Source organism: Anaerobacillus sp. ABA4_114, from assembly GCF_056159065.1.
This window is the reverse complement of record NZ_JBSWUM010000001.1, coordinates 470,995-497,987: the sequence shown is the minus strand read 5'-3', so window position 1 is coordinate 497,987 and position 26,993 is coordinate 470,995. Positions and strand designations below refer to the sequence as shown.

Genomic DNA, 26,993 nt, shown 5'->3' with positions numbered 1-26,993 from the left:
ATTTGTAATAAAACTATCATCACAGGCGAATTCTAAAATTAGTAAAACCTTACCATCAACAAGTATGTAAACAAAAAAGAGCCCTCACGAAGGGCTCTTCCTTAGGTCTATATAATTGTTCGACAGCTTGTAACAAATATCGGGTGGTACCTGTCACCTTACGCTTAATGTCATCTCTGGCTTTGGTTCTCTTTCTTTGTAAACAGGTTTCTTCTTCGCCGGTACCGTGATCACATAGTGATTTAGCGGGAACAGCTGGAGAACTTTGATAAAGCCAATTGACGTTGCAAGAATAACCGCAAACATGAGCGGTGCTGTTTCAGTCGTCCATACGCTCTCAGGGAGCGTTCTTGAATACATAAAGATTACGAGTGGATGAACCAGGTAAATTCCCATCGATAAATTTCCAAGCATCGCAAAGAACTTTTCGATCCAACCTACTTTCTTCACAACTTGGTACATGCCGATGACCATTACCGTCATGACCGGAATGTTGATCATGTTGGTCCATCGATTGTTCCCGATTGAACCTTTTGCTTTGTATTCGTAAACGGCCAGCACGATCAAAGCAGCAAAGCCAATAAATCCAAACCAGTTCAGCTTCTTACCGAATTTCTGGATCGAATCCCAGTTATAAGCTAAAAATCCTCCAAATACGAAGAAGAAGATCCACTTCGTCAGCATCGCTCGTTGTTCCATCAACTGACTTACCACTGTGACATTCTCAGGTGAATAGAGGTAGACAAAGTAATAGTTAGCAAAAATTGCGAGTACGAGCGCAATCCACCAACCGAGCTTCGTACGAATAAGCTGTAACAATGGAAAGATCAAGTAAAACTGAAAAACGACTGACATGAAGTAAAGATGATAAAACGAGTTTCCCATCGCGAAATCAACGACAAACCGCTTCCAGTCAGTAAAGATATCGACTTGCAGTACGAACTTCATCAGCGCAAGGTATACGACACTCCAAATTAAGAATGGCATGCCGATTTTTACCATGCGAGAATGGTAGAATCGCTTCGCATCAAAACCCTTTTTCTTTACTTGAAGGAAAAGCAAAAATCCACTGATGACAGCAAATATCGGTGTCCCAAAACGACCGATCTGGTTAAAAAACTCCGTATATTCAGTAAACGTATTGCCGTGCTTTGAATAGTAGATGCCGGTCACATGAACAGCTAAAACAAATAGACAGGCAATCGCACGTAAAAAATGTATCTCATTTATATAACCTGATTTATTTTTCTTCATAGGTGTCACGTCCTGTTGAAAATAGTAGCGTTACGCCAGAATCCAAAATACTACATCATTCGACATAACGCTATTATTATAACGAATGTTCGCCTACTATCTAGCTTTTAGCGTTATTTTTCATAGAAAAGTAATCTTTCTGTTATTTAATTTTGTGAAAATGACAGATATGAAATGGAAAACCTTAATTTTATTGGAAAAGAAAAAGCACAGAGGAAAAGGTTTCCTCTGCACAATTTAAACTGCTTTATCTTTTGAATCTGCATCGACGTTTATACGTTCTTCTTCGACGCTCTCAAACTTTTCAAATTTCTTTGGATTTCTAATGATTTTCATCAATGATCCTAATACGAACAGCGATAGAATCAGAGCAGGAACGCCACCAAGGTTAGCTAGCATTTTTATCCCATCGATCTTAGCAAAGCTTATCATTACCCAAGCTACTACACTAATTGTAACTCCCCAAACAACCTTGATTAGAATGCTTGGTTCAGGACTTTTTGGTGTAATTCCAGTTGAAGAGATTCCTCCCATCGCCGCAAGGTTTGAATCCGCAGCTGTAACAAATGAAATAAATACGATGAAGACATAGATAGGAATGATGATTGCAGCGAATGGTAGAGCATCAAATACTGCATAAAGTGCAGCCTCAGGTCCGACAGTATTTAAAATAGTCGCTAAACCGCCACCGTTCATTTCCATGCCGATTGCAGTTCCGCTGAAAATTGTCATCCACAGACCTCCAAAGAATGCTGGAAGAATGAAATTCACGATGATCATGTGCTTTACTTTATATCCAAAAGAAATTCGACCAAGGAATAGTGCTGTGATCGCTGCCCAGGAGAACCAGCTAGCCCAATAAAATGTTGTCCACCATTGTGGCCATTGGTCACCTGCAGAAGCTCCAGTGAACAAACTCTTGTTAAAGAATTCTGTGAAATAGTTTCCTGCTGATTCAGTACCTAGGTTTAATAGATAAGTTGTCGGCCCTACAATAAACATGAATGCAATGATTCCGATGAACAGTCTCATATTGATATTAGATAGAACTCGAATCCCTTTCATCAAGCCTGTAGAAGCCGAGATGATAAACGTAACCATTAAAGCAACAGCAATTGCTGCCCATAAAGTCGGTGAACTAGCGACACCGCTAATGTAGTTAACGCCTCCAGCAAGATTCAGAAGACTTGTTCCCATAGAAGAAGCCATACCTAGTGCGAGCGTGTAAAGACAGAGCGCATCGATTACATTTGCAGACTTACCTGTTAGCTTATCACCAAACAAAGGAGCTAGCGTAGAACTAAGACTGAAAGGCTTCTTCATATTATAATAAGCAAATGCGAAAACAATGGCAGGTAAGCAGTAAATGGCATATGGTGTAATTGTCCAATGTAGGTACATTGTTGACAATGAGAAAACAGCTGCTTCGGGACTATTCGGATCTATACCCAATGACTCTGGTGGTGCAGAAACATGATAAAGTGGTTCTACAATTCCCCAGAATGTTAAACCTGCAGCAATGGTTGTTGTAAGCGTGATAGAAAACCATGTTAGAGGTTTTAACATCGGCTTTGCTTGATCTCCGCCTATGCGAGTGTTTCCTAGTGGTGAAAAATAGACAGCAATACAACCTACTACCATTAGCAAACCAGCTATGCTAAATAACCAGCCAAGATTTGCGATGACCCAGTCGTTCATTTTTGTAGCAGTAGCAATGAATGACTCTTTATTTGTAAAACTTAGAACTGCAGCAGCAAGTACTAATAGAAACGGTGGCCAAAAAACAGGATGTTTAAACCCTTTCATAACAATACCCCTCCCAATTTTTCCTGCGTTACCTATCACATGCTAATCGATATTGGATTTAGCAAACCTTCTGCAAACATTCTTACATCTGTTTCTGCTGGAAAACGACAGTTGTTCATAAGCATCGGTTTATTTTCTTCTGATAGCATCGCCGCTACAAATGCATCGACATCCAAGGATGAGAATCCATTATTCATCAGCGTTACATCTAAGCTGCATGCATGAACCAACCGGCTAAACTCTCTTTCACCAGCGAGCGCTAGCTCTGATTGAGATAAGCCTTTCCCTTCAATCCCCATTGCCCTTGCAATATTCGCATGAGCTTCAATAGCACCCTTGATGTTCCAGCTGTATATTTTCCGAAGAGCTATAGTGACAGCTCTTCCATGATGGATATTTCCGATCGTCCCAAGAGCATGGCCAATACAATGTGCCAGCCCGGTTCCACCCTGTTCAATGGACAGACCCGCTAGCGTCGCGCCAAGTGCGAGGGCACCTCTCGCCTCAAGGTTATGAGGTTCTTTCATCGCCGTTTCGAGATTCTTACTAATCAGTCTGATCGATTGTAAGCTGTACCCCTCAATCAGTGGGTTACTCCTTTTTCCTGCATAAGCTTCAATCGCATGAACAAGAGCATCCAAGGTTGTTGCTGCTGTTAGGAATCCTGGCAGTCCTACCGAAAGCTCCGCGTCAAGAATGGAAAGCTCAGGAGCCATGTCTATATCCCACGCCCATACTTTTCGCTTTTTGTCATCGGAGAACACAACAGTGCTCGTTACATCTGCACCAGTTCCTGAGGTTGTTGGAATCATGATGGCGGTTACTTTCTTCTCAGGAAACGAATTTGCCATCAATGCATAGTGGTTAGCTTGTTTGATGCCCCCGGCAACCAATGATGCCATTTTCGCCACATCCATGGCTGATCCACCACCAAGACCGACAACACATTTTGTGTTTGATGAACGAATTAATTCAGCTGCTTCATCGATTGATGAAGCGGTTGGATCACTTTTTACATTGCTAAAAACATGAATGTCGATTTGATTTTCTTTAAGTGTTGTCATCACTTGATCTGCAACCCCAGCATTAATAATGCCAGGGTCCGTTACAAGGACAACTTTCTTTTCACCTGTCAAACGGATGATATCCTCTGCAAGTAAACATGAACGTCCAATTCCACTTGCGATTGCCGTTCGTGGTTGGTAAGTAAAAGCCTGATTCATCTACTTTCCTCCTGTTGGAGAATGCTGTATTTCTCAGCATTCCAATCAAATATTGTATTCAGTTTCTAGATCAGAAGAGCTAAGCACTGCTTCTTTTTCAAATTCAATAACGGAACGCCCAACATTGATACAAGTACAATCATGGAAAGAATCGAAAGCCTGATTAATATCATCAAGCTGTACACGATTAATAATGAGCTCATCTAACTTAAACTTTCCATCCAGGTATAGCTCTGCAATCTTTGGAAAGTCTCGATAAGGCTGTGTATCTCCGTAAAAGCTTCCCTTGATGACTTTTCCAACACGGTGAAACCCACTAGCTGGCAGATTAAGCTGCATCTCTGGGTGGAATGCACCAACAACGACAATAGTTCCGCCTTTTCTTGTCGCATTCCACGCATTCCCCGTTGCATTTGTATGCCCGGAACAATCAATTGCATAATGAACACCATAACCGTTTGTTAAAGCCTTAATGACTTCTGGAGCATCTCCGCCACTCACATTAACAGTGTGGGTCGCTCCGAACTGCTTGGCGATCTCTAGGTTAGCCTCTTTCATGTCACACGCGATGATTTTTGAAGCGCCAGCGATCTTAGCGCCCTGGATCGCATTCACACCGACACCACCGATTCCAAAGATGGCAACTGTTGATCCTGGCGTCACCTTTGCGGAGTTAACTACCGCTCCATAACCAGTCGCTACACCACAGCCAATTAGAGAAGCCTGAGCAAGAGGCATAGCATCTGGAAGCTTAACGCAAGACATATCAGGTACAACGGCATACTCCGCAAACGTAGAAAGGAGAGAATTGTGGAAAATCGGTAAACCATCCTTGCTAAGTCTTGATGTGCCATCTAGAAGCGTGCCATTAAACATTGGACCAAATGCTGATTCGCAGAGGTGAATCGAACCCGTCACACAGAACTCACATGTTCCACAGTAAGGAACCCAACTCAGTGCAACCTTATCACCTGGTTTCACCGTTCTTACATTTGGACCAACTTCTACAACGACACCGGAACCTTCGTGACCTAGAATAGTTGGAAAAGGTGTCGTATGATCGTTAAGTGCATTCAAATCACTATGACATACGCCTGTTGCCGCAATTTTCACAAGCACCTCGTTCGCTTTTGGAGAAGCAAGTTCTACTTCTTGAACCACAAGTGGCATACCGATCCCCGCCATAACAGCTGCCTTCATCTTCATCATCGTTCCTCCTAATGTTTAATAAGCAACCCAAATTGCTTTTGTTTTTGTGTAGGATTGGAGAGAATGCACGGCATATTCTTTCCCCCATCCACTCTGCTTCCATCCCCCGAAAGGACTTGCAAAATCGTAACAACCATATTTGTTAATAAAGACCATTCCAGCTTCAAGCTTTTTTGCTACTCTGTGAGCTCGAGACACATCATTCGACCATAGACCAGCAGCAAGACCATAAATCGTATCGTTCGCCATACCGATGACTTCTTCTTCAGAGTCGAACGGAATAATGCATAGAACGGGACCGAAAATCTCTTCCTGTGCGATCTTCATTTTGTTAGAGACATCTGCGAAAATCGTTGGTTTGATATAGAAACCGTTCGCTTTGTCACCGTCAACATCACGTTCCCCACCAGCGACGAGACGCGCACCTTCCTCTTTACCGCTCTCAATATAGGTGAGAATTGAAGACATGTGAGCTTCAGATACTTGTGGTCCCTGATCACTTTCTGGATCAAATGGATCCCCACACTTGTAAGCGTTTGCAAACCGACTTATTTTTTCTACTACTTCCTCATAAACCGGTCGTTCCACAAACAACCTCGTTGGAGCCGAGCATTTTTCACCTTTGTGAGTAAAAAGGCCGTAGAATGAACGCTCAATCGCACCTTCTAAATTCGGAGCATCAGCGAATATAATATTGGGTGACTTTCCACCAAGTTCGAGAGTGACAGGTTTTAAGTTAGAATCAGCAGAATCATGAACGAGTTTCTTTCCAACCTCAGTGCTGCCTGTAAATGAAATTTTATCGACATTCATATGCGTACTAATGTAAGAACCGATTGAACCTTTCCCTAGAATTAAGTTAAGAACACCTGGTGGTAAAAGCTTTGCTTCATGAATGATTTCAACAAGACGGATAGCTGAATAAGATGTTGAACTGGATGGTTTCAGCACGACCGTGTTGCCCATTGCAAGCGCAGGAGAAAGCTTCCAAACGGCCATTCCAATCGGGAAATTGAATGGAACGATTTGCCCGCATACGCCAATCGGGTCACGTGTGGTATAGCTTAAAAAATTTCCTTCAACCGGATTGTTCTCACCGTAATATTTATCTGTCCAACCAGCGTAGTATTGAAAAAGGTCAGAGGCTTCTTGCACGTCATCGTTGTAAGATTCACTATATAACTTTCCGTTATCAAGAGATTCAAGCGTCGCGAGCTCATCTTGATGCTCCTTAATCAAATCACTAATTTCACGAAGAATTTTCGCTCTTTCTTTACGAGATACATCTTTCCAGGGACCATTGTCGAACGCTTCACGCGCAGCAGCTACCGCTTGATCAACATCTTCTTTCGTTGCACTATAGATTGAACCAGATACGCGTCCGTTTGCCGGGTTAATCGAATCAATTGTTTCACCACCTGTACTCGCTACCCATTCACCGTTGATGTATAGCTTCTTTGGTTTTTTCAGCCACTCTTTTGCCCAGTCAAGTTTTGGTTGCTTGATTCCTTCAAATTTACTTTTAACTTCTTTCATTTGTTTTCTCCTCCATCTCGTTTTAATTGCTGTAACCCTGCGACTCCTTTTCTTTGTAAAAGAGTTGAGACAGTGTGATATCCGTAGCTCTCTTTCAACTCCACAACTAAAGGAATGGTCGAATTCGATAGATCTCGACAACGCTGTTCATTCACCGTCATACCTTCGATGCATAGACCTGTAAATTTTGGGATCGCCTCATTCAGCATGGATAAAGCATCTAAGATCGCCATGCCAGCAGCGCCTTCAAAGACATTCAGATCAAGCTCTCCATGCTCGAGTGCTGCTTGAACAATTCGCTCACTACCGAGTACTTGAAAACAACACTGGATTAAGGTTTCAGGAACGACAGGGTTGATTTTTCCTGGGAAGAAGGACGATCCTGCTTGAACGGCCGGCAAGGTAATTTCTCCAAAACCTCCTTCAGGTCCTGATGAACGTAGCCTAAGGTCTTTCGCAAACTTGATCAGACCATTCGCAAGCTGCTTTAGCTCACTCGCAAGATCTCCAAGATCATCGATATGTTGAGCAGCGTCATACAAATTTTCTTTGCGTCTCATCGGAAGAGCGGTTGTTTGTCTCAAATACTCCATAACCGTTTGGCGATACTCAACTCTCGCACCAGAACCTGATCCGATCACTGTTCCACCAAGATTAACAGCGTACATGGATTCCTTTCTTTCATTCAAAGAACGGATTCGCCTAGTTAGCATCGTTACCACACCAGATAGAGAATCACCCAGATTGACCGCCATACCATCTTGCAAGCACGTTCTCGATAAAGACGATACAGACTTCCAGTCTTCTGCTTTCTTAGCTGTCGCATCTTTTAAATGAACCACCTTACTAATTAGAACTTCCATTTCTTCAAGAATTGCGATCCGAATCGCGGTATGACAAACATCCGCTGTAGACTGTGATGCGTTCACGTGATCTCCCGGATGAACAGGACAATAGATTCCAGTTTCTCTTCCTAAACTCAAGTTGGCAAGATTTGAAAGAACTTCATTCACATTCATGTTTGTAGCGATGCTTCCTCCACCAGACAGCGTATCGATAGGAAAATGTTCACGATAGTCGTCGTTAATGATCATGTCACAAGCAATGAGAACCGCTTCCTTAATTTCTCCTGATAGGAGCCCAGCTTCACCGTTTGCTAATGCTGCTGCTTTTTTCACCTTGACTAGCGCCTTTAGATAAACGGGGTAATCAGCTAGTGACCTTCCTGAAAAGCTCAGGTTTTCCACACTTCGATATGTTTGAATACCAAACAACTTCTCACGTTTAATCCAAACCGACCCAATGGCATCTTCTTCTCCTCGTAATCCAGTCATATTAGAAATTCAGGTTCAAAAACTTATATTCTAAGAAATCATCGATTCCATGATGACCCCCTTCTCTTCCAATCCCGCTTTGCTTCACCCCACCAAACGGAGCCTGAACATAGCCGAGAGACGGTGCGTTGATTCCGACCATTCCGTATTCGAGCTCGTTTGAAATGCGCATTGTTCTTGAAAGATTATTCGTGTAAAGATACGCTGCAAGTCCAAACAGCGTATCGTTGGCCATCTTAATGACCTCTTCGTCAGAAGTAAATGAAATGATGGGTGCAACTGGTCCGAACGTCTCTTCCTGGAAAATGTTCATGTCACTCGTCACGTTACCCAAAACGGTAGGCTCAAAATAACACCCTTTGTCATACTCACCACCCGTTAAAACGTTACCTCCTGCTTTTACCACAGCGCCTTTTGAAGTGGCATCTTGAACGTGATCCCTCACCTTGTCGAGCGCTTTTTCGTGAATTAATGGACCTACCTGACTTCCCGGTACCATTCCATCGCCAACTTTCAGGTTTTTCATCCCTTCGATCAGCTTTTCAGTAAATTCGTCGACCACAGCGTTTTGCACGAAAATTCGATTTGCGCATATACACGTCTGACCATTGTTTTGAAACTTATTCATGAGCAGTCCTTCTACTGCTGCATTGATGTTCGCATCATCAAACACAATGTATGGCGCATGCCCGCCTAGCTCTAAAGCAACCTTCTTAACCGTTTTTGCAGAACGCTCCATCAAGTACTTCCCAACATCTGTTGAACCTGTAAAACTAATTTTGCGAACTTCAGCGCTGTTTAAAAATACTTCACCTATTTCCTGTGCATCTCCAAGCACAAGGTTGGCAACACCTGGCGGCAAGCCGGCCTCTTCAAATAACTCAAATAATGCAATTGCAGAAAGTGGCGTTTCAGGTGCTGGCTTCATGACGACGGTACACCCTGCAGCTAAAGCCGGACCAAGCTTTCGTGTGATCATAGAAGATGGAAAATTCCACGGCGTTATCGCTGCAACCACTCCGATTGGCTGTCGCTGGACGAGAAGTTTTTGACTTTCACCAGAAGAGGGAATAATTTCTCCGTACACCCTTCGCGCTTCTTCTGCATACCAGAGTATGAAGTCAGCTCCCCACAGCACCTCTCCTTTTGCTTCTTCAAAAGGTTTCCCTTGCTCCAACGTCATTATTTCCGCTAGACGATCGGCATCTCTTACAATTAAGTCATACATTTTTCTAAGGATTGCTGCTCGTTCATCTGCAGATTTTTTAGACCAAGATTTGAATGCATGTGTAGCTGCTTCGACTGCAAGCGTCGCTTCCTTTTCTCCTCCATACGACACAACCGCAATGTCTTCACCTGTTGCTGGATTTGTGACCGTTTCTGTGTGTTCAGTCCCCAGCCACTCTCCGTTAATAAAAAGTTCAGTTTTCACATTCAACTGTGTTTTTGCTCTCATTTCATTTCTCAACCTTTCTGTTAAACGGTTTCACCAACATAAAACCGATTGAACTCATATTTTTGCAGCATTTCTTCATCTAGATCAAAGCCTAGTCCTGGTTTATCTGGGATGACCAGGTAGCCCTCTTCATCGATCATCAGATGCTCCTTCTGAATAAAATCACGACGAGCGTTTGACCATGCAGGTGGATCGTAAGGGAATTCAAGGTAAGGACAATTCCCTACCGCTGCTGCAAGATGAAGGTTCGCCAGCAAGCCGATTCCATTTGTCCAAGTATGTGGACTGAACCATGCGCCACTTCCTTGCACCAGTTCAGCAACTTTCTTCACCTGTGTTATGCCTCCTGAAAGAGCCACATCTGGCTGGTAGACATCGAGTGAACCTACCTTGTTCATTTCTCTGAAGTCGTGATGGCTGCGATTCATTTCACCACCGGCAATCCGGATGCCAACCATTTCCCGAAGCTTCGCCATATTTTCGAATTGATCACAAGGCAATGGTTCTTCAAGCCAGAAACAGTTAAGCGCTTCCAATTCTTTCGCTACTTCGTAGGCTTTCTTTAAATCCCATGTTCGTTCAACATCCCATGGCATCTTCCACCCCTGGTTTGCATCGACCATTATTTCCAGGCGGTCTCCGACTGCTTTTCTCACTTCCTCCACAACCTTGATATCATCTTTCACATCCTTGTGGTGAAAGCGGATTTTCATCGCTTTGAAGCCTTGCTCAATAAACTGCACCGCTCTTTCTGCACGTACTTCCGGGGTTACGATCTCTCCTGTAGACGCATAAGCTAACAGTCGGTCACGTTTTCCACCAAGAAGCTTATACGTCGGCACACCCGCCGCTTTACCCAACAAATCCCACAATGCTATATCAAGCGGCCAGCAGCGGCCATAGTGAAAGTCGATGTTCGCGATCACTTGCGAATGTCGTTCAATCGCAAACGGGTCTTGACCGATAAAAAGATGCTCATGGCCCTCGAACCCCATCATTAGGTCTCCAGATCCTACTCCAGAAACCCCCTCGTCTGTATGAACAGTAACGACAGTCGATGCAAACTTTTTACGCGGTGCCGGGTCCCATGCTGCCTTAAATGGTGGAGTTAACGGAAGTAAATAGTGCTTAATCTCAATAGACGTAATTTTCATTTAAATCCTCCTTATTCCGCTTTCAGCTAGTTATACTGCAAGTACCGTGCCAACTTTCCCCCCCCTTATAAACAGCATTTTTTGAAGTGAATAATAAAATAGTGTAGAAAAAATCCACAATCAAACTGTGGAATTTTTCTACACTGTAGTAATTTCTATACAAAAAAACGCTATTCAATTGAACAGCGTTAATTAGAGGCAGGTATAAGATGATTTTCTACAAGAAATTCCTTCGCTACTTTTCCGACGTCTTTATGCAGGACGTCGACCTGATAGTTTAAGTTAACCATCTTTTCATTTGTAATAATACTTGATAGCGCATTGAGTTTTGTAGCAATAACAGGGTACTTTTCGAGTGTTTCCTTAAGGACGACCGGAGCAGCATCATAAGGTGGAAATGCCTTCCGATTGTCTTCTAATATAACGAGGCGATAATCTTGAATGCGACTATCCGTAATCATACCAACAGCAAGCTCAACCCTTGATTCTTTAACGGCGAGGCTCAGTAATTCTGAATCAACGGCAAGAAGTTGGTTCTCATCAATTTTAAAATCGTATACTTTTTCAAGGTGACCTAATCCATCTTCTCGCCTTAAGTACTCTTCATTTGTCGCAAGTTTTAAAGTAGAAGACTCGTCATTCTTTATATAGTGGACAAGATCACTGACAGACTTTAAATTATTGCTATCAGCAAATGACTTCTTCACGACAAGTCCCCATGAACTGTTAAAGTCACTTTTCTCAAGCCAGATTAAATCTTTTTTGGCGTCTTCTTCTTTCACGTCACGATACGCCTCTATCGGATCATATCCCGCATCTTCTTTGTGATAGATAATTTTCGCAGTATTCGTATATTCCCAATAAAGGTCAATCACATTGTTTTCGATTCCATTCCGAATTGAAGGACTATCGAGAAACCTTTTTTCTTCGACTTCAAAGCCTTCTTCACGAAGAATTAGAGCTGACATTTTCATTAATAAATATTGTTCTGTAAAAGCCTTTGATCCCAATGTAATAATAGGTTTTTCTGATAGTGACTCTACCGTAACGGAAGGATCTGTTTGACATGAAATCAAGAAAACAAAAAGAATAACTATTACTACACCTCTCATTAGACCATTCCTATTTTCTTTATTTTATAAATTAAGGTGTGCCTTGAAATTCCCAGCTGCTCAGCTGCTTTTGTTTGATTCCCCTTCGTTTCTTCAAGCGCCTGACGAATCATTCTCTCTTCAATACCTTCTAAAACATCGGATAGCTTTCCACTGAACTCAATTGTTTCTGATTTGTTTTCTGCCGATGCGGACAGTAGGGATGCATGGGCTAAGTCTTCAGGGATGATGGTACCTGACCTCTTGATGATATGAATTCTCTCGATTGTGTTTAATAATTCGCGTATATTTCCCGGCCATGAGTGATGCCTGAGGAGTTCCACACTCTCTTCTGAAATAGAAATCTTCTTATTGTATTTTGTATTCAAGCGTTCCATAGCATTTTCAATTAAGAAGGGGATGTCTTCAACTCGCTCTCGTAATGGAGGAATTTCGACTTCAATAAGATTTAAGCGGTAATAGAGGTCTTCTCGAAAAGAGCCTTCAACTACTGACTTTTTTAGATTTTGATTAGTAGCAGTAATAATTCTTACGTCGACCGTTTTGTAATCATTGCTCCCTAACTGCATTACTTTCTTATCTTCAATAATGTGCAACAGCTTAGCCTGCATGCCAGGAGTAATTTCACCAATTTCGTCCAGAAAAATTGTACCTCCATCTGCAGCTGCAAACTTACCAACCTTAGTGCTTACAGCACCGGTGAATGCTCCTTTCTGGTAACCAAATAGTTCACTCTCAAGCAAATGTTCAGGAATAGCAGCACAGTTAATGGAGAGAAATGGTCCTGAACTTCGATTACTATTTTTGTGAATCCAGTTTGCGAGAACAGTCTTTCCTACACCACTTTCACCAAGGATAAGAATGCTTGCGTCAGTTTCTTTCACCTGGTTCAGAAACGTCATAATACTCTTCATTTCTTTACTTTGAAAAGAAAAGGTATTCTCACCATCTGAAGGTGATACTCCCTCTTCTGGATCTAATATTTTTATTACCAACTCTTTTAGTTCCTCAAGTTCCATCGGTTTATTCAGATAGTCTGATGCACCTAATTTCATTGCGCCAACCGCACTCTCAACATTTCCAAATGCTGTCATCATTACAACCGGTACTTCTGGTTTTACTTTCTTCATCTCTTCTAACACCTGTAGTCCCGTTGTATCAGGAAGCATATAGTCTAAAATGACAATGGCTACGTTTGATTTCTTGAATGTTTCAAGAGCACGCTCTCCATCATGAGCAAGAATAGGAGATAAGCCAGATTTCTTTAATTTTTTCCCTATTAATTTTGCTAGTTGCACTTCATCATCCACAATTAATACAGAAAGATTCACGTTAGATGTCCCCCTTTATCTCTAGAGATGAAACACACAATGAATGGATGTCCCTTCCCCTTCAATGCTTTCGACAAATAATTCGCCATGATTTTCTCTAATGATATCTCTAGCAATGGTTAAGCCAAGGCCATTTCCATTCTCCTTTGTGGAGAAAAACGGATCAAACAACCATTCGAGATCACTTGATTGAATCCCAGAGCCAGTATCTGCAAGGATAACGTGAATGGACGTTTCTTCCTTAGTGATAGAAATAGTAAGGGTTCCTCCCTTTTCCATAGCATCAATTGCATTTAATATAATATTTAAGAATGCTTGAATCAGAGGATCATAGTAACCTTTCATAGATCCCTCCGATTCATAATTTCTAACAACGTCTACCTGCATTTCCTTCATTTTAAAACGAACGAGATGAAGTACTTCATCAATCACCTGATAGACTTCTAACGGTTGAGCTTGATCGTCTTTAACTTTGGCAAAATTCAAAAAATTATTCACAAGCTTCTTCATCCGTTTTACAACTTGATCAATATCAGAAGATAGCTCCTTGATCTCTTCAGTACTGGCAGCTTCCTCTACTTCCTCTTTCAGCATTTCAGCTGAACCTGACAAGATCGCCAGTGGATTCTTTATTTCATGTGCGATGCCAGTTGTAATTTGTCCGATGAGTGAAAGTTTATCATTTTGTTTTAAGCGAGCCTCTAACAATTTCACATGTGAAATATCTTGAAGGACTGCAATACTACCAATGATTTCATTTCTTTCATTATAAAATCGAGACGTTCCAATTTTAACGATGTGACGTTTAGCATTTGCATCGATAATATAACTCTCACACTCAATGCTCGGTTCACTGGAAGTAAGTGCTTTTAACAACATAAAATCTTCATCATTCTCTTTGATCGGTAACTGAGAGAGCTTCCGTCCCACAATCTCTGAGCGCTGAAAACCGACTAACTGCTCAAACTGCTTATTGATATGAGTAACTGTTCCAACACTGTTAATCGTGATTATTCCATACGGAATCCCTTCAATCATATCGTTCAGATATCGCTTGTTTTCTTCAAGCATTTTTTGCTTTTCATAATTGCTATTCCCTACTGAAATGATGGTTTCTGTCAATTCACCCACTTCATCTTTTCTCAGACTTTGAGGTGTCGGGTCTTCCTGATAAAACATCGCTTTGTTGTATTCTTTTGCATAATTGGTAAGTCTAATAATTGGATAAACAATGTTTTTTATTCCAGCTACAATAAAGAAGAATGAAAGAAACAGAATACTAAGCAACGAGAGAGTAAGGACAAAAGATAGCTTTTTGACCGGAGCAAAAGCAACAGCTTCCGGAAGCCCTAGTACGACTCCCCAACCATCTCTAAGTGTTTGATAAGCGACAACGCTTCTTTCTCCGTCATATTCGGGGGAAGATATTCCAGAAACATTCTGGAATATAATAGATGAAGGTAATTCATCCGATATGACAGAGCCTATCAAACTCTCATCAGATGATGCTACTACTACACCGTCTGAATCGATTAATAAACCAAAATGTCCTTCTTCCATACTGACACTCTTAAGGATTTCTGATAGGTATTCCTGACTTATTTCTGCTATCAGAGCTCCCTGGAATGAGTTATCTTTATTTTGAACTGGTATCCCTACAGATACGACGTCTTCTCCGTTATAATTATCAATCACGTTTGAGAGGGCATAGTTTTTTGTCCACTGTATTTCATTAAACATCGGATAACGATATGATACATTCTCATGCTCAGGTACAAAGGGCGCTTCGAATTGTACACGACTCTCTTGATTAACAAAGTAAATGGAATGAAGAATCGAACTTTGTGAAATAGCCTGCCTTGATCTCTGATACATGCGATTTAAATCAATATTTGTTTCTTCCCTGTTACCTGCTATAAGGTGCAATTGTAAAACGACACTTGAAATTTCATTATCTACCCGTTTAACGATGTTTTCTGTATCAGCAATATTTTTATTAATGATGTTTTCTTGTATCATCTCTTCTGCAAATCCAATGATCAATTGGTATATAAGAAGGGTGGGTAGTACGAGAATAAGGATAAAAATGAGGACCGATTTTTTTAAAATACTACGATTGATCGCATCATACGCGTAAGTTTTTAATTTCTTTGAAAAGGTTTTCATTTTACCTCACTACTTATAAGACATCTCTATTATATCTATACTAGTCGTGAATCGAGGGTTAAAGCAACAAGAGATTTTCACATAAAAAGACTCACTACCCTTTGAATTGATAGTGAGTCCTAAATATTTAGAGATTTGTAGATAAATCACATACTTTATTCAAACCCCAAAATATCCTCCTCAACACCGGGTCCAACTGCTCCACTTCCGCCTAAGATCGTGTAAAAAGTAGTGTTCTCTTCTTTAAAGAAGGCCTTCGTCCCAGATGGCAAACGATTTTTCATCGTCAAGATCGTTGGCTCTCCGTAGTTTGCGGCAAGAACGGATCCTGTAAGAGCATCCGCGAATCCTTCTCCAGTCGCGAGGAATACACCCACCGTCGGCATGTTCAGCTCTTTCGTAATGGAGATCGACGTTTCATAACGGTCTTTGCCTTTTAAGCGAGTCGGCGAAGGCAATTGGTTTTTCACCTTCTCACTGATCGCACCCGTCCCGCCGATCACGTACGTTTTTGTATAGGAGGCCATCGCATCCTTCGTCGCTTTTGAAAGCTCGTTTTTATCCGTTAAGAATATTGGAAGACCATACATCGCCGCATACGGCGCGATGGAAAGGGCATCTGGGAAGTTGCCTCCGTAGGCAACGACTGCTTGTTTTGTTGGTAGTAACTCATCTGCGATCGCTGCTGCCGTCTCATAGCGATCTTTGCCTTTTAAACGCTCGACCTCAAGCCCCATCTTATTTCGCAAGTCGTTTTCAACATCCGCTGAAACGGCACCTGTTCCTCCTAAAATCGTAACCTTCTTCACATCGAAATCTCGTATTAATTCTCGCACTCGACTATCAAGCTTTGCTTTCGGCGTTAGTAGAATTGGTGCATCTAATTGAAATGCAAGAGGCGCACCTGCTAGCGCGTCTGGAAACGTTGAGCCAGTGGCAAGAACAACGTTATCTGTTCCATATGGCCAGCCGTACTCAGCGATTTCAATCGCCGTTTCATAGCGGTCTTTACCAGAAAGTCGCTCGATATACTCGGTGTTAAAGGCAGAAAGAGCATACATACCGTCTGTTCCTCCACCGTTTAGATCGATTGCTCCTATATAGTACGTTCCTTCAGGAATCGTATAAATCTGCACCTGAGTGCCGTCGTCGTAAACCTCATACAGATCTGGTTCGAGCCAATCTCCATAAGCATCAGCTACGAGGTATCCTAAGTCTACGCTCGGTTGTGAAGAGCCAACTACAACGAGCTCTATAGGATTATTGACTTGGATTTGATAGAAATCTACGTCTTCCCAATCAAATGTACCGTATACAACGTCTTCCATATGAAGGATGTTCGCTTCATTAAACTCATCATTCGGCTCATTCTCTAAATAGTCACCTAGCGTTTTAACACTCGTTGGATCTTTTGAAAGCTTTTGTTTAAGATGAGCTTCAATCTTTTCTTTCTCTTCCTTAGAGAAAGAAGTACTTTTGTCCTGTTTTACTTTGGATATCTCTTCTTTTAACTCAGACGTGCCATTTGCTGCAGACGCGTCTGTCCAGGTAAATCCGCTGAATACTAGAATCCCAAATAATAGCCATGATAGTGTTTTCTTCACTCGCTCATCCCCGCCTCTTCTCCCAGATTATGTAACATAGACTCATTATATAGGTGAATAGCACCACAATCCATGTAAGGTACTGTCGAACGATGATTTAGGTACATACTACCATAATATGGTTCGACAAAAACCGGGTGGTGACAGTGATCGACCCCCTTATTGTGGACACATGAGGTATCATAAAGATACGACACAAGTGAGTTTAAGGGGGAAAGAATTGATGGCGAGAAAACCACATTCTACATTCGAATTAAGAAAAAGAGCTGTTGATCAAGTTCTAAAAGAAAATAAACCTGTCAGAGTTGTGGCAGAAGAGATTGGTTTCAACCCAGATTCAATTTATAACTGGCTCCATCGCTATAAAAAATGGGGAGACGAAGGACTTAAGGATTCCTCCAGAACGATACGATCTAAAGTGGAAGGTCAGGGTAGTTTAGCTGACGCCAAACGGATTAAAGAACTAGAGAAGAAATTGAAAGAAAAAGAGTTGGAGAATGAAATCCTAAAAAAGTTCCAGGCCTTTCTCAAAGAGAACGAGTAAGCAATAAGTACGCAGCGATTTCCTACTTGAGGAAGGATTCAGCCAATTATCCTGTTCGATTGCTTTGCCAAGTACTAAACGTATCGCGTAGTGGTTACTATGCTTCTTTGAAGCGACCGAAAAAGGTCGCCAACGATTCAGATAAAACGCTTCTCACTCGTATTAGACGGATTTATGCCATTCGGCGCGGTACGTATGGGGCCAAGCGCATTGCCAAGCATATGAAAACAGGAAAGAAGGCTAGAATCGTAAACCACAAGAAAGTAGCTCGTTTAATGCGTGAAGCAAATCTTAAGGCTACAGTCCGTCAAAAGAAAGCGACCAAACAAGTGAAGGTATTGGCAGGTGGCTACGTTTATGAGAACCTATTAAACCGCCAGTTTGAAGCGTTGCATCCCAACCAAAAGTGGGTAACGGATATGACAGAAGTGGTCATAGAAAATAAGAAATGGTACATCTCAACGATGATGGACCTATTTAATCGCGAAGTGATTGCTTTCCAATTAAGTGATAGTCCGAACCAGGATCTAATTGAGGCAACATTAAAAGAAGCACAAAAGAAACGAAAACTCAAAAGCTTATCTGGTGTTCTTCTTCATAGTGATCAAGGCAGTGTTTATCGCTCTCTACGCTACAATCAGTTAAGTAAAACAATGGGCTTCACACCAAGTATGTCCCGTAAAGCAAACTGTTGGGATAATGCCGTTATAGAGAGCTTTTTCTCTCAGCTTAAGGTGGAATTCCCGTGCTTCTATCCCAGTATTGATGGTGGCACGTTTCGAAGAAACAGCCTATCCTATATTCGTTATTACAACACAAAGCGAATCCAACAAAAACTTGGATTCGCTTCACCATCAGATTTCTATAAAAGCTATAAAAATGCGAGTTGAAATTTCGGAATTTGCCTGTGTCCATATTTAGGGGGTTAAATCACAGGCACCGCATTCTTTATTTTCTGAAAATACTAGAAATTTAGAATGAATTGGGTTATCATGGCAAATAACAGCGAAGAAATTGTATACAATACATGAACACAATCGAGAGGAATCAATAAAAATGAAAAAAAAACGAAACGAAGAACTTGCGTACGAGAAAGTAAAGCGAGCAATCATGCTCAAGAAGTTAAACCCAGACCAGCGCGTAACAGAGGAATGGCTAAGCCAGGAATTGAAAATGAGTCGGACTCCAATTCGCTCTGCCTTTAAACGCCTCGAGAGTGAAGGCCTTCTCACGCTGATCCCTCATCGAGGGGCATTCGTGTGCAACCCTTCTGACAAAGAGCTCGAGGATGTGTTTCGCCTGCGCGTCGTCATCGAACGGTATGCTGCTGAGCTAGCAATCGAAAACATGACAGATGAAGACGTTGTTGAGATGGAGAAGTTATTGAAGCGTGAGCTTGAGGCATATGAATCAAAGGATTTTGAGGCATTTCTAACCATCAACTCCCTCATTCACGCCTTCCCTGCTAAACTCTCAAACAACACGTTTCTACTTCAGGAAATCGAGCGTTTAAACCAATGGTCCGATTGCTACCTGATCTTGAAAGACGAATTTTATACCATACCAACTGAAGAAGCGAAGTCTATCCCTGAACATCATGCGATCTTAGAAGCTTTTCGAAACCGAGATGTAGACAAGATGTGCGATGAGATTGAAACTCACTTACTTTCAACACTCGACGACTTGTCTGAACGCAAATCTATTTTTAGCTAAGGAGAGATTTTCTATGAGACATGCATCGATCAATACCCCTCTTCCAGGGCCAAAAGCTAGTGACTTATTAGAACGCAGGAAAAAAATCGTTCCTGACGCGGTTAGTTACGGCGTTCCAACTTTTGCTAGAGAAGCACATGGGGCAAAAGTTACGGACGTCGATGGCAATACGTTCATCGATTTTGCTGGGGCCATCGGTACGATCAACGTTGGCCACTGCCATCCAAAAGTGAAGGATGCGCTTCATGATCAAGTAGAAAAGTACATCCACACTGGTTTTAACGTCATGATGTACGAGCCATACATCGCCCTAGCTGAAAAGTTAGCTGAACTCGCACCTGGCGCGCACGATAAAAAAGTTCTTCTCCAAAACAGCGGAGCTGAAGCTGTAGAAAACGCAGTGAAAATCGCTAGAAAGTACACTGGTCGCCAGGCGATCGTCACATTTGCGAACGCTTTCCATGGTCGAACGCTTATGACGATGTCGATGACGAGCAAAGTTAAACCATACAAATTCGGCTTCGGACCATTTGCTCCAGAAGTGTACAAAGCTCCTTTCCCTTACACATATCGCCGGCCTGCGACTATGACAGAAGAAGAATATAGTGCACATATGATTGAACAGTTCAAAGACTTTCTAATAAGAGACGTCGCTCCAGAAACGATCGCAGCAGTTGTGATGGAGCCTATTCAAGGGGAAGGCGGGTTCATCGTACCTGACAAAGCCTTTGTTAAGGCTGTTAGAGAAATATGCGCTGAGCACGGCATTCTTTTTATAGCGGACGAAATTCAAACAGGCTTTGCAAGAACAGGTACCTACTTCGCATCTGAGCATTTTGATATTACTCCTGATCTCATCACCGTATCGAAGTCACTTGGTGCAGGCATGCCGATTAGTGGCGTGATCGGCCGACAAGACGTGATGGATGCTGCGAACGGTGGTGAGCTAGGTGGAACATACAGCGGAAACCCATTAGCATGTCGCGCTGCTCTCGCTGCGATCGATGTGATTGAAGAAGAGAAACTGAACGATCGCGCAAACGAAGTCGGTCAAAAAGTAAAAGATGCCTTCCACCAATTGTCTCAAGAAGTAAATTGTATCGGCGATATCCGCGGAATCGGAGCGATGGTTGCAGTTGAAATCGTGAGCGACTTAGAAAAGAAAACACCTGCTAAAAGCTTAGCCGCTCAAATGATTTCTACCGCTCAACAGCAAGGACTTCTCGTACTTGGAGCAGGCGTCTATGGCAACGTCATCCGCTTCCTCATGCCGCTCGTTATTACAGATGAGGAGCTTGACGAAGGCTTGTCCATCATTTCAGACGCAGTTCGAACGGTTTGGAATAGCACGTTAGTCACTTCAGAAGGATAGGAGGTTTCAAGCATGCAAGAAGGACAACAGTTAAAGAAAGTTCTATCGAGGTTCGACCTCCTCTTCCTCGCACTAGGTGCGATGCTCGGTTGGGGATGGGTCGTGTTATCTGGTACTTGGATTACATCCGCTGGCTCGTTCGGGGCCGTTTTAGCATTCGTGATCGGGGGATTTCTAGTCGTCTGTGTGGGACTGAACTACGCTGAACTCGCCTCCGCCATGCCAAAGGCTGGTGGAGAGCATGAATATGTGCATAGAGCACTCGGCGAAAATATGTCTTTCATCGCGTCATGGGCAATCACACTCGGGTACGTGTCAGTCGCAACGTTTGAAGCCGTTGCGTTACCGACCGTAATCGACTACCTCATCCCTGATTACCAGTCTGGTTACTTATGGACCGTTGCAGGATGGGATGTTCATCTAAACTGGGTATTGATCGGCTCAGGCGGGGCGCTCATCATCACCGCGATCAATTACATAGGACTTAAGCAAGCAGCTGCCATGCAGACATTTTTCACGATCGTCATCATTGGCGTCGGACTTCTTTTAATATTCGGGTCAGGTATCCACGGGGATCCATCGAACCTCGCTCCCGCTTTCGTTGGAGGAGCCGGTGGTATCATGACCGTGCTCGTCATGGTCCCATTTTTATTCGTAGGATTCGATGTCATTCCTCAGGTTGCTGAAGAAGCGAACTTGCCACAACGCCAGATCGGTATGTTCCTTGTCGTTTCCGTAGTAGGTGCGATCTTGTTCTACCTCGCGATTGCGCTTGGGGTTGGACTCGGTCTTAATCAAGAGCAGCTGGCCGTCACAGAACTTGCCTCAGCAGACGCAATCGCAAGCTTATTCGGATCAGATCTATTTGCTCAGATCTTAATCATTGGTGGTGTAGCTGGGATCATCACGAGCTGGAACTCGTTCGTCATCGGAGGAAGTCGTGTTCTTTACGCGATGGCAAAGTCCGGTATGCTCCCAGCATGGTTTGGACGACTGCATCCAAAGTTCAATACGCCTTCAAACGCCGTGTTGTTCATCGGAATCTTGTCTATGCTAGCACCGCTATTAGGACGATCTGCGCTCGTCTGGATCGTCGATGCTGGCGGTCTTGGAATCGTTGTTGCATATTTCCTTGTCGCACTATCATTCATTGTCCTTCGTAAAAGAGAGCCGAACATGGAGCGTCCTTTCCGGGCTGCAAAATCTCCGGTTTACGGTTACCTTGCACTCATCCTTAGCTTCGGTTTCATCACACTCTACTTACCAGGTATGCCAGCGTCTCTCATCTGGCCATACGAATGGATCATGTTTGCCGGCTGGGCCATCGTCGGATTGTATTTCTTTATGAGGATGAGGAAAGGTGTTTATAAAGAAGTGAGTACAGAGCAAAACAAAACATTTTAGTGAGGGTGCCTGTCACCACCCGTTTCATGTCGAATGAGGCTGGGACATAAGCATATAACCACGAGAAAGACCCGAACAATTCATTTGAATCAGTTCGGGTCTTTTGTAATTTACAGATAGGAAACCGCCGCTTCGCCAACATACTTCGCTTTCCGCGGGCACGGCCTCAGTCTCCTCAGAAAGCAAAAAACGCTTTCCTGCGGGGCCTTCGGACTCGTGCTGTTCCCGCAGGAGTCTACGTATGTTGGCTACGCTAAGGTCTTACTCTTTCACATTCAATATTTGCGATTCCCTTCATATATTTTAGTTTTGTCCCAGCCTCATTCTTTATTTTATTCTTCATTTCTACAGCGTAAGATTCCTTCGACAAATACCGAGTGGTACCTGTCACTCCGTCACTACTTCAACCATCCTTCAACCGCCAATTTATCTCTCTCAAATCAAAGTTCTTATATCCCTGCATCTTACCCCAGTTAACCATATAGTCATGGTCTGGATGATTTTTATCATGAATGATCTTAAGAAACTCATCATAGCCACCTTCACCGCCAACATCTTCAGGAGGAGCGTTTCCTTCACCATCAGTGCAGATTGGATAGTTGAATCTATAATCATCAACAACTCTTTCAACTTCAATCACATGCTCCCAGCCATCACCAAAGTCATAGTTGTATTCAATCTTTGCTGGAAGAACATCTGACAACTTTACACCAGTTTCCATCTTCAACGGGACGTCTTCTTGATATTCAAATGCTTCTTCATCACACACTAATTGCAACACAGGCTTGTCCATACTGATTGGAATGACTTTGTTGTCATCATAGAGAGGATAAATATTAAACTCGTGAAGATGACAATCCTGCCAACCAAAAGCATCTTGGAGGATGGAGTGAAATGTAGGAAAAGTAGTGTTTGCTGGAACCGTCAGCTTCCTCCATACAGAATAATTATCTAGTTGTAAGGTAACTTTCATTTCAACAGCCTCAGAATGGAAGATGGTTTGGCCTGTTAGTTCCTCTAAATCTTTGTATAATTCCTCGTTTGGGATCACATAACTGTTCTTTCCATCTCCTACCAGCATACTGCTAATCCTCATGCTCAAATTTTCTTGAATCATTTCTTCATCTCTAATACTATCCTCGAAGTAAGTTACATTCTCGCAGGCTTTATTTAACCTTGCTACAGACTTTCTATCCTTCGTTTTGGTGATGGACATCTCACCCAAGTTCTCCACGTAACGTGCGATGATTTCATCTTTAATGCCCTCTGCACGAAAAACTTTCTCGATAGCTTCTGGAATCAATCTATCAATTTTCTTCATATTAGTTGCCTTCACACCGTACAGAACAATCACATACCGATTCGCATCATTTACTAACACAAGTGTCTTCTTTCGTCCTAGCTTAATGATGTTAGCATGCCATGAAAATAGCGGGTTTTCTTCATGTGGTATTGAAGGCGTAACTTTCAGTTCATCAAGTAACTTTTTCGTGCTTTGGATTAGCATTCATAACGCCCCTTTTACTATTAGTAGTGATATGTAATAATCAATCTCTCACCATTCATATTAGCATAGACGAGCGTATTACTTTTCGGGTTTATTTAGACTATTAAACAAAGCACGAATACCTGCTTCGACATTATGTGAGCTAATCCGGGTGGTACCTGTCACTCGTCACCTTATCGCCGCATAGAACCCGTCAGAATAATCCCGATCACACTCCAGCAGTAGTGAAGCAAGCTCCTCGCTCTTCTCCCTTGTAATCTTCCCCTTGTTCTCCTTCTTCACGTAATGAACAAAGTCTTGAATCCGAAAGATTGGACACTTAGCATCCTGTTTCCCCATCCAAACACCCCGTGAATTTGTCATAATAACGACCGGTTCGACTTGAAAATAATAGCCATTACGTCTCAAATACTTCCTGAGATGGTTCGCATGATAGATCGATTGCCCCTGTGGACTTTTTACGATCGTTTTCTTTATGACCTTCCCTCTACTGTTGTATGGATACCAGAGCCATCCTTCTCGATGAGGATAGAATCTACCAGTAATGTCTTTGGTTTCGATACAATAGATTTTCTCTGGGCCGATTAAGACGTGATCGATTTGAGTTCCATTTCGACCATTCGGTATGACAAGATCATTCATCAATGTAAATGAGTCAGGTAACCACCCCTCTATCACGTCAGACACCTTGCTTTCCCCTTCTTCACCAGGCTGCAGCTTGATATGTTTCCCCAAATCTTTAAGCTGATGTCTTCTATCTCCACACAACTTTCGCAAGAGCAGTTCACGACCTACGAACCATCCTAGAATAAATCCTATCGGGAAAATAAAAAACAATGCGATTCCAAGTGCAAACATCCATAGGATCGATAAAAAGAGGATGTCCTTTTTATTCTCTCGCTTAATCCGATCAATCTCGCCTTCTAACCTTCTCTTCATAAAGAGTGACTCTTCTCTCGTCTGCTGAAGAATCGTCTCCCTTTTTGCAACCCTCGCCATATCGTCACCTTTTCTACCCGTCTATTTTTACAGCAGTCTTAATTCTTCTTAAGTATACTTTTACACCCAACAACTGTATATATATTCCAGTAAACATCTTTACGAAAAATAAAAAAAACGAGTCGCCCCCATGCAACTCGCTTTTCTCTACTGGATTGTATAAACCACGCCGAACGAATCCCCTCAATTATTCCGCTCTATCAATCTTAGTTTCCATCACCTCCACCCGGCGTATGTTGTGGTGGAAGATCCTTATCGCTTAAAGGCGATGTACCGCTAAGCTCTATCGGTTCTCCACTACTGCTGCCCCCAGTGAAATCGATTAAGAAGCCTCCTAATAGCAAACCTGTTACAAGAAAAGCGTTCACTATTAATTTTTTCATACGATTATCCCCCTCATATTGAATCAATTATGTAGTATGTTTTCATAAGTTTAACCGAACTAGGGAGAAAGGAGTGTTTCTGTTTAGAGACTATTACCTATATATAGCAGGGTTTTTTCTTACAAATTCTTCAATATCCTTCATAAATATAACTTCAGGAATATTTTCACATTCACCTCTAACTTCCATTAAAAAGAGACTAGCAGCACTAGTCTCTTTTTTCCTACTCTATTGTTTAACTTTTTTCTCTTCAAAATTAGGAGCTTTACGTGGCTTCGCATGCTGCTCATAAGAATAAGCGATGTTCAATAAGGTTGATTCATCAAACGATTTACCAAGGATCTGCACACCAACAGGCAGTCCATCTTTTGTGAAGCCTCCTGGCATGGAGATAGAAGGTAGTCCTGTTTGCGATGAGATCAACGTATTTGTAGGAAACGTTAATACCGTCCATTTTTCGCTATGAAGCTCTTCTTTTGTCGGAGGGATAATTTGAACATCAGGGAAGACGATCGCATCTAGTTCATGTTTTGCCATCACATTCTCGATTTCCCTTTTAAATAAACCCTGCGCTTTGAGCTGTTTATAATAGTTTGGATCTTCTTCAGGATTTTTCGGTCCGCCTACGATTCCTTCGAAGAGATCTAATAGAGGATGGTAGTGCTGATTTTCATAAATACCATCGATCGTCTCTTTCGACCTTTCTTGGATAAATCGATCGATGTCATGCTTTGACTGCGTTAAATAAAGTGCCGTTTCTTCATTAAATTCCTGAAGTCTAGGTATCGTAACAGAATCGATTACAGTCGCACCAGCTTCCTTCATCGCATCGATGGCTTTGTTAACAACTTCATTCACTTGAGACGATTCGGGGTCATCATCAGATCCAAAGGCATCACGAAGCACGCCTATTCGAGCACCTTGCATCGCCTTACTATCAAGGTTCTTAGCATAGTTCCCTTTGTCCTTTGCGTAAAGGGAAGCGACTGTAAAAGCATCCGTTTCATCGTATCCGACTAATGTATCTAGTAAAATAGCAGCGTCTTTCACCGTTCTTGTCATCGGACCTGCTGTATCCTGGAAATGGACCAATGGTGACATTCCGTTTCGACTGATCAAGCCAGTCGTCACTCTTATACCAAAAACATTATTGAAGGATGCCGGTAGCCTGATCGATCCTCCAGTGTCTTCTCCGATCGCAACCGTGCCGAAATTTGAAGCCACACTAGCAGCACTACCACTGCTCGAACCACCTGGGTCTCGCGTTAGATCATATGGATTTTTCGTTTCGCCACCTGCTGACGAAAAAGCAAACCATGATGTTGCAAAGTCAGGCAGAAGCGTTTTTGCAAGGATAATTGCACCTGCTTCACGAAGCAGCTTGATCGCAGTCGCATCCTCTTTTGGCACATAGTCTTTGAAGACTTCCGAACCAAACGTCGTGGTAATTTCCTTCGTTTCGACCTGATCTTTCACGAGGATTGGAATGCCATGTAGCGTTCCTTTAAATTCTCCCGTTTGCTTGAAATAACGATCTAGTTCATCAGCTTCTTCTAAGGCTTTTGCATTTACATTGATAATAGAATTGATTTCAGGGCCATTTTTGTCGTAGGCGTCAATACGTTCTAAATAACTTTCAACGAGACCTCGGCACGTTACGTCACCAGACTTCATAGCTGCGTGAATCGAATTGATCGTTGCTTCTTTTACATCAAACGTCATACATTTGCCTCCTCAAATTTAATTGCTTCTGCTCCAAAACCAATTTATGCTAATTAAAATTGTATACAATCTCTTTTAAGTTTTCAAATAATTCAAACTACAAATTCTGTTAAAATAAACTAAACAACCCCTTAATCCACCTATAAATATAGTCTTACCAATAC

General features: G+C 42.3%; 20 protein-coding genes and 1 pseudogene. 5 read left to right on the top strand and 16 right to left on the bottom strand.

From position 1 onward, the window contains the following. Window positions 1–153: 153 nt before the first annotated feature. From ACXAEY_RS02450 to ACXAEY_RS02395, 12 genes are all read right to left on the bottom strand, one after another. Complete coding sequence (locus ACXAEY_RS02450; protein WP_474810237.1) at window positions 154–1,254, bottom strand: acyltransferase; 1,101 nt, start codon at window positions 1,252–1,254, stop codon at window positions 154–156. Window positions 1,255–1,491: 237 nt separating this feature from the next. Continuing rightward, the gene (locus ACXAEY_RS02445) at window positions 1,492–3,060 is read right to left on the bottom strand and encodes a BCCT family transporter (RefSeq protein ID WP_474810235.1); all 1,569 of its coding nucleotides are present in this window, start codon (window positions 3,058–3,060) and stop codon (window positions 1,492–1,494) included. A gap of 35 nt (window positions 3,061–3,095) precedes the next feature. Then, entirely contained in the window at window positions 3,096–4,283 is a 1,188-nt protein-coding gene (locus ACXAEY_RS02440) for an iron-containing alcohol dehydrogenase (RefSeq protein ID WP_474810233.1), read from the bottom strand. A gap of 45 nt (window positions 4,284–4,328) precedes the next feature. Further along, window positions 4,329–5,489, bottom strand: a complete 1,161-nt coding sequence (locus ACXAEY_RS02435) for a Zn-dependent alcohol dehydrogenase (protein ID WP_474810231.1) — start codon at window positions 5,487–5,489, stop codon at window positions 4,329–4,331. A gap of 18 nt (window positions 5,490–5,507) precedes the next feature. Further along, the gene (locus ACXAEY_RS02430) at window positions 5,508–7,028 is read right to left on the bottom strand and encodes an aldehyde dehydrogenase family protein (RefSeq protein ID WP_474810230.1); all 1,521 of its coding nucleotides are present in this window, start codon (window positions 7,026–7,028) and stop codon (window positions 5,508–5,510) included. After that, window positions 7,025–8,362 carry a lyase family protein gene (locus ACXAEY_RS02425; RefSeq protein ID WP_474810229.1) on the bottom strand — a complete coding sequence of 446 codons (1,338 nt, stop codon included), beginning with the start codon at window positions 8,360–8,362 and terminating at the stop codon, window positions 7,025–7,027. The genes ACXAEY_RS02430 and ACXAEY_RS02425 overlap by 4 nt, the downstream gene beginning before the upstream one ends. Before the next feature lies 1 nt (window position 8,363). After that, window positions 8,364–9,818: an NAD-dependent succinate-semialdehyde dehydrogenase gene (locus tag ACXAEY_RS02420; RefSeq protein ID WP_474810228.1), complete on the bottom strand. Its 1,455-nt coding sequence runs from the start codon at window positions 9,816–9,818 to the stop codon at window positions 8,364–8,366. A gap of 20 nt (window positions 9,819–9,838) precedes the next feature. Further along, window positions 9,839–10,972, bottom strand: a complete 1,134-nt coding sequence (locus ACXAEY_RS02415; RefSeq protein WP_474810227.1) for a mandelate racemase/muconate lactonizing enzyme family protein — start codon at window positions 10,970–10,972, stop codon at window positions 9,839–9,841. Between the two features lie 188 nt (window positions 10,973–11,160). Beyond that, entirely contained in the window at window positions 11,161–12,084 is a 924-nt protein-coding gene (locus tag ACXAEY_RS02410; RefSeq protein ID WP_474810225.1) for an ABC transporter substrate-binding protein, read from the bottom strand. Next, window positions 12,084–13,415 (bottom strand): sigma-54-dependent transcriptional regulator, encoded by a 1,332-nt coding sequence (locus tag ACXAEY_RS02405; RefSeq protein WP_474810224.1) that lies wholly within the window; start codon window positions 13,413–13,415, stop codon window positions 12,084–12,086. Before ACXAEY_RS02405 ends, ACXAEY_RS02410 begins: the two co-directional genes overlap by 1 nt. A 21-nt stretch (window positions 13,416–13,436) precedes the next feature. Then, the gene (locus ACXAEY_RS02400) at window positions 13,437–15,581 is read right to left on the bottom strand and encodes a sensor histidine kinase (RefSeq protein ID WP_474810222.1); all 2,145 of its coding nucleotides are present in this window, start codon (window positions 15,579–15,581) and stop codon (window positions 13,437–13,439) included. A 155-nt stretch (window positions 15,582–15,736) separates the two neighbouring features. Then, a complete protein-coding gene (locus tag ACXAEY_RS02395; protein WP_474810220.1) occupies window positions 15,737–17,185 on the bottom strand; it encodes a cell wall-binding repeat-containing protein in 1,449 nt (482 codons plus the stop codon). Between the two features lie 223 nt (window positions 17,186–17,408). Here ACXAEY_RS02395 and ACXAEY_RS02390 point away from each other — a divergent pair, with 223 nt between their 5' ends. From ACXAEY_RS02390 to ACXAEY_RS02370, 5 genes and pseudogenes are all read left to right on the top strand, one after another. Further along, on the top strand, window positions 17,409–17,729 hold the full coding sequence (locus tag ACXAEY_RS02390) for a transposase (RefSeq protein ID WP_474810219.1): 321 nt from the start codon (window positions 17,409–17,411) through the stop codon (window positions 17,727–17,729). An 11-nt stretch (window positions 17,730–17,740) separates the two neighbouring features. Continuing rightward, a pseudogene (locus ACXAEY_RS02385) lies at window positions 17,741–18,619 on the top strand (IS3 family transposase); the annotation flags it as partial. A gap of 166 nt (window positions 18,620–18,785) precedes the next feature. Next, window positions 18,786–19,442 carry a GntR family transcriptional regulator gene (locus ACXAEY_RS02380; RefSeq protein ID WP_270180257.1) on the top strand — a complete coding sequence of 219 codons (657 nt, stop codon included), beginning with the start codon at window positions 18,786–18,788 and terminating at the stop codon, window positions 19,440–19,442. A gap of 13 nt (window positions 19,443–19,455) precedes the next feature. After that, on the top strand, window positions 19,456–20,814 hold the full coding sequence (gabT, locus tag ACXAEY_RS02375; protein WP_474810217.1) for a 4-aminobutyrate--2-oxoglutarate transaminase: 1,359 nt from the start codon (window positions 19,456–19,458) through the stop codon (window positions 20,812–20,814). A 12-nt stretch (window positions 20,815–20,826) separates the two neighbouring features. Continuing rightward, complete coding sequence (locus tag ACXAEY_RS02370; protein WP_474810216.1) at window positions 20,827–22,218, top strand: APC family permease; 1,392 nt, start codon at window positions 20,827–20,829, stop codon at window positions 22,216–22,218. 403 nt (window positions 22,219–22,621) lie between these two features. Here ACXAEY_RS02370 and ACXAEY_RS02365 read toward each other — a convergent pair whose 3' ends face one another. The 4 genes from ACXAEY_RS02365 to ACXAEY_RS02350 all read right to left on the bottom strand — a co-directional run bounded on the left by ACXAEY_RS02365 (window position 22,622) and on the right by ACXAEY_RS02350 (window position 26,829). Further along, window positions 22,622–23,725, bottom strand: coding sequence for a plasmid pRiA4b ORF-3 family protein (locus ACXAEY_RS02365; RefSeq protein ID WP_474810214.1), 1,104 nt, complete (start codon window positions 23,723–23,725; stop codon window positions 22,622–22,624). Between the two features lie 168 nt (window positions 23,726–23,893). Then, window positions 23,894–24,724 (bottom strand): nuclease-related domain-containing protein, encoded by an 831-nt coding sequence (locus tag ACXAEY_RS02360; protein ID WP_474810213.1) that lies wholly within the window; start codon window positions 24,722–24,724, stop codon window positions 23,894–23,896. A 206-nt stretch (window positions 24,725–24,930) separates the two neighbouring features. After that, window positions 24,931–25,107: a hypothetical protein gene (locus ACXAEY_RS02355; RefSeq protein WP_270180261.1), complete on the bottom strand. Its 177-nt coding sequence runs from the start codon at window positions 25,105–25,107 to the stop codon at window positions 24,931–24,933. A gap of 228 nt (window positions 25,108–25,335) precedes the next feature. Then, window positions 25,336–26,829: an amidase gene (locus tag ACXAEY_RS02350; RefSeq protein WP_474810211.1), complete on the bottom strand. Its 1,494-nt coding sequence runs from the start codon at window positions 26,827–26,829 to the stop codon at window positions 25,336–25,338. Window positions 26,830–26,993: the final 164 nt, after the last annotated feature.

Bases quoted from the DNA above. Each gene is read 5' to 3' on its own strand.
- ACXAEY_RS02450 (WP_474810237.1), bottom strand. From the start codon at position 1,254: ATGAAGAAAAATAAATCAGGTTATATAAATGAGATACATTTTTTACGT.
- ACXAEY_RS02445 (WP_474810235.1), bottom strand. From the start codon at position 3,060: ATGAAAGGGTTTAAACATCCTGTTTTTTGGCCACCGTTTCTATTAGTA.
- ACXAEY_RS02440 (WP_474810233.1), bottom strand. From the start codon at position 4,283: ATGAATCAGGCTTTTACTTACCAACCACGAACGGCAATCGCAAGTGGA.
- ACXAEY_RS02435 (WP_474810231.1), bottom strand. From the start codon at position 5,489: ATGAAGATGAAGGCAGCTGTTATGGCGGGGATCGGTATGCCACTTGTG.
- ACXAEY_RS02430 (WP_474810230.1), bottom strand. From the start codon at position 7,028: ATGAAAGAAGTTAAAAGTAAATTTGAAGGAATCAAGCAACCAAAACTT.
- ACXAEY_RS02425 (WP_474810229.1), bottom strand. From the start codon at position 8,362: ATGACTGGATTACGAGGAGAAGAAGATGCCATTGGGTCGGTTTGGATT.
- ACXAEY_RS02420 (WP_474810228.1), bottom strand. From the start codon at position 9,818: ATGAGAGCAAAAACACAGTTGAATGTGAAAACTGAACTTTTTATTAAC.
- ACXAEY_RS02415 (WP_474810227.1), bottom strand. From the start codon at position 10,972: ATGAAAATTACGTCTATTGAGATTAAGCACTATTTACTTCCGTTAACT.
- ACXAEY_RS02410 (WP_474810225.1), bottom strand. From the start codon at position 12,084: ATGAGAGGTGTAGTAATAGTTATTCTTTTTGTTTTCTTGATTTCATGT.
- ACXAEY_RS02400 (WP_474810222.1), bottom strand. From the start codon at position 15,581: ATGAAAACCTTTTCAAAGAAATTAAAAACTTACGCGTATGATGCGATC.
- ACXAEY_RS02390 (WP_474810219.1), top strand. From the start codon at position 17,409: ATGGCGAGAAAACCACATTCTACATTCGAATTAAGAAAAAGAGCTGTT.
- ACXAEY_RS02380 (WP_270180257.1), top strand. From the start codon at position 18,786: ATGAAAAAAAAACGAAACGAAGAACTTGCGTACGAGAAAGTAAAGCGA.
- gabT (WP_474810217.1), top strand. From the start codon at position 19,456: ATGAGACATGCATCGATCAATACCCCTCTTCCAGGGCCAAAAGCTAGT.
- ACXAEY_RS02370 (WP_474810216.1), top strand. From the start codon at position 20,827: ATGCAAGAAGGACAACAGTTAAAGAAAGTTCTATCGAGGTTCGACCTC.
- ACXAEY_RS02365 (WP_474810214.1), bottom strand. From the start codon at position 23,725: ATGCTAATCCAAAGCACGAAAAAGTTACTTGATGAACTGAAAGTTACG.
- ACXAEY_RS02360 (WP_474810213.1), bottom strand. From the start codon at position 24,724: ATGGCGAGGGTTGCAAAAAGGGAGACGATTCTTCAGCAGACGAGAGAA.
- ACXAEY_RS02355 (WP_270180261.1), bottom strand. From the start codon at position 25,107: ATGAAAAAATTAATAGTGAACGCTTTTCTTGTAACAGGTTTGCTATTA.
- ACXAEY_RS02350 (WP_474810211.1), bottom strand. From the start codon at position 26,829: ATGACGTTTGATGTAAAAGAAGCAACGATCAATTCGATTCACGCAGCT.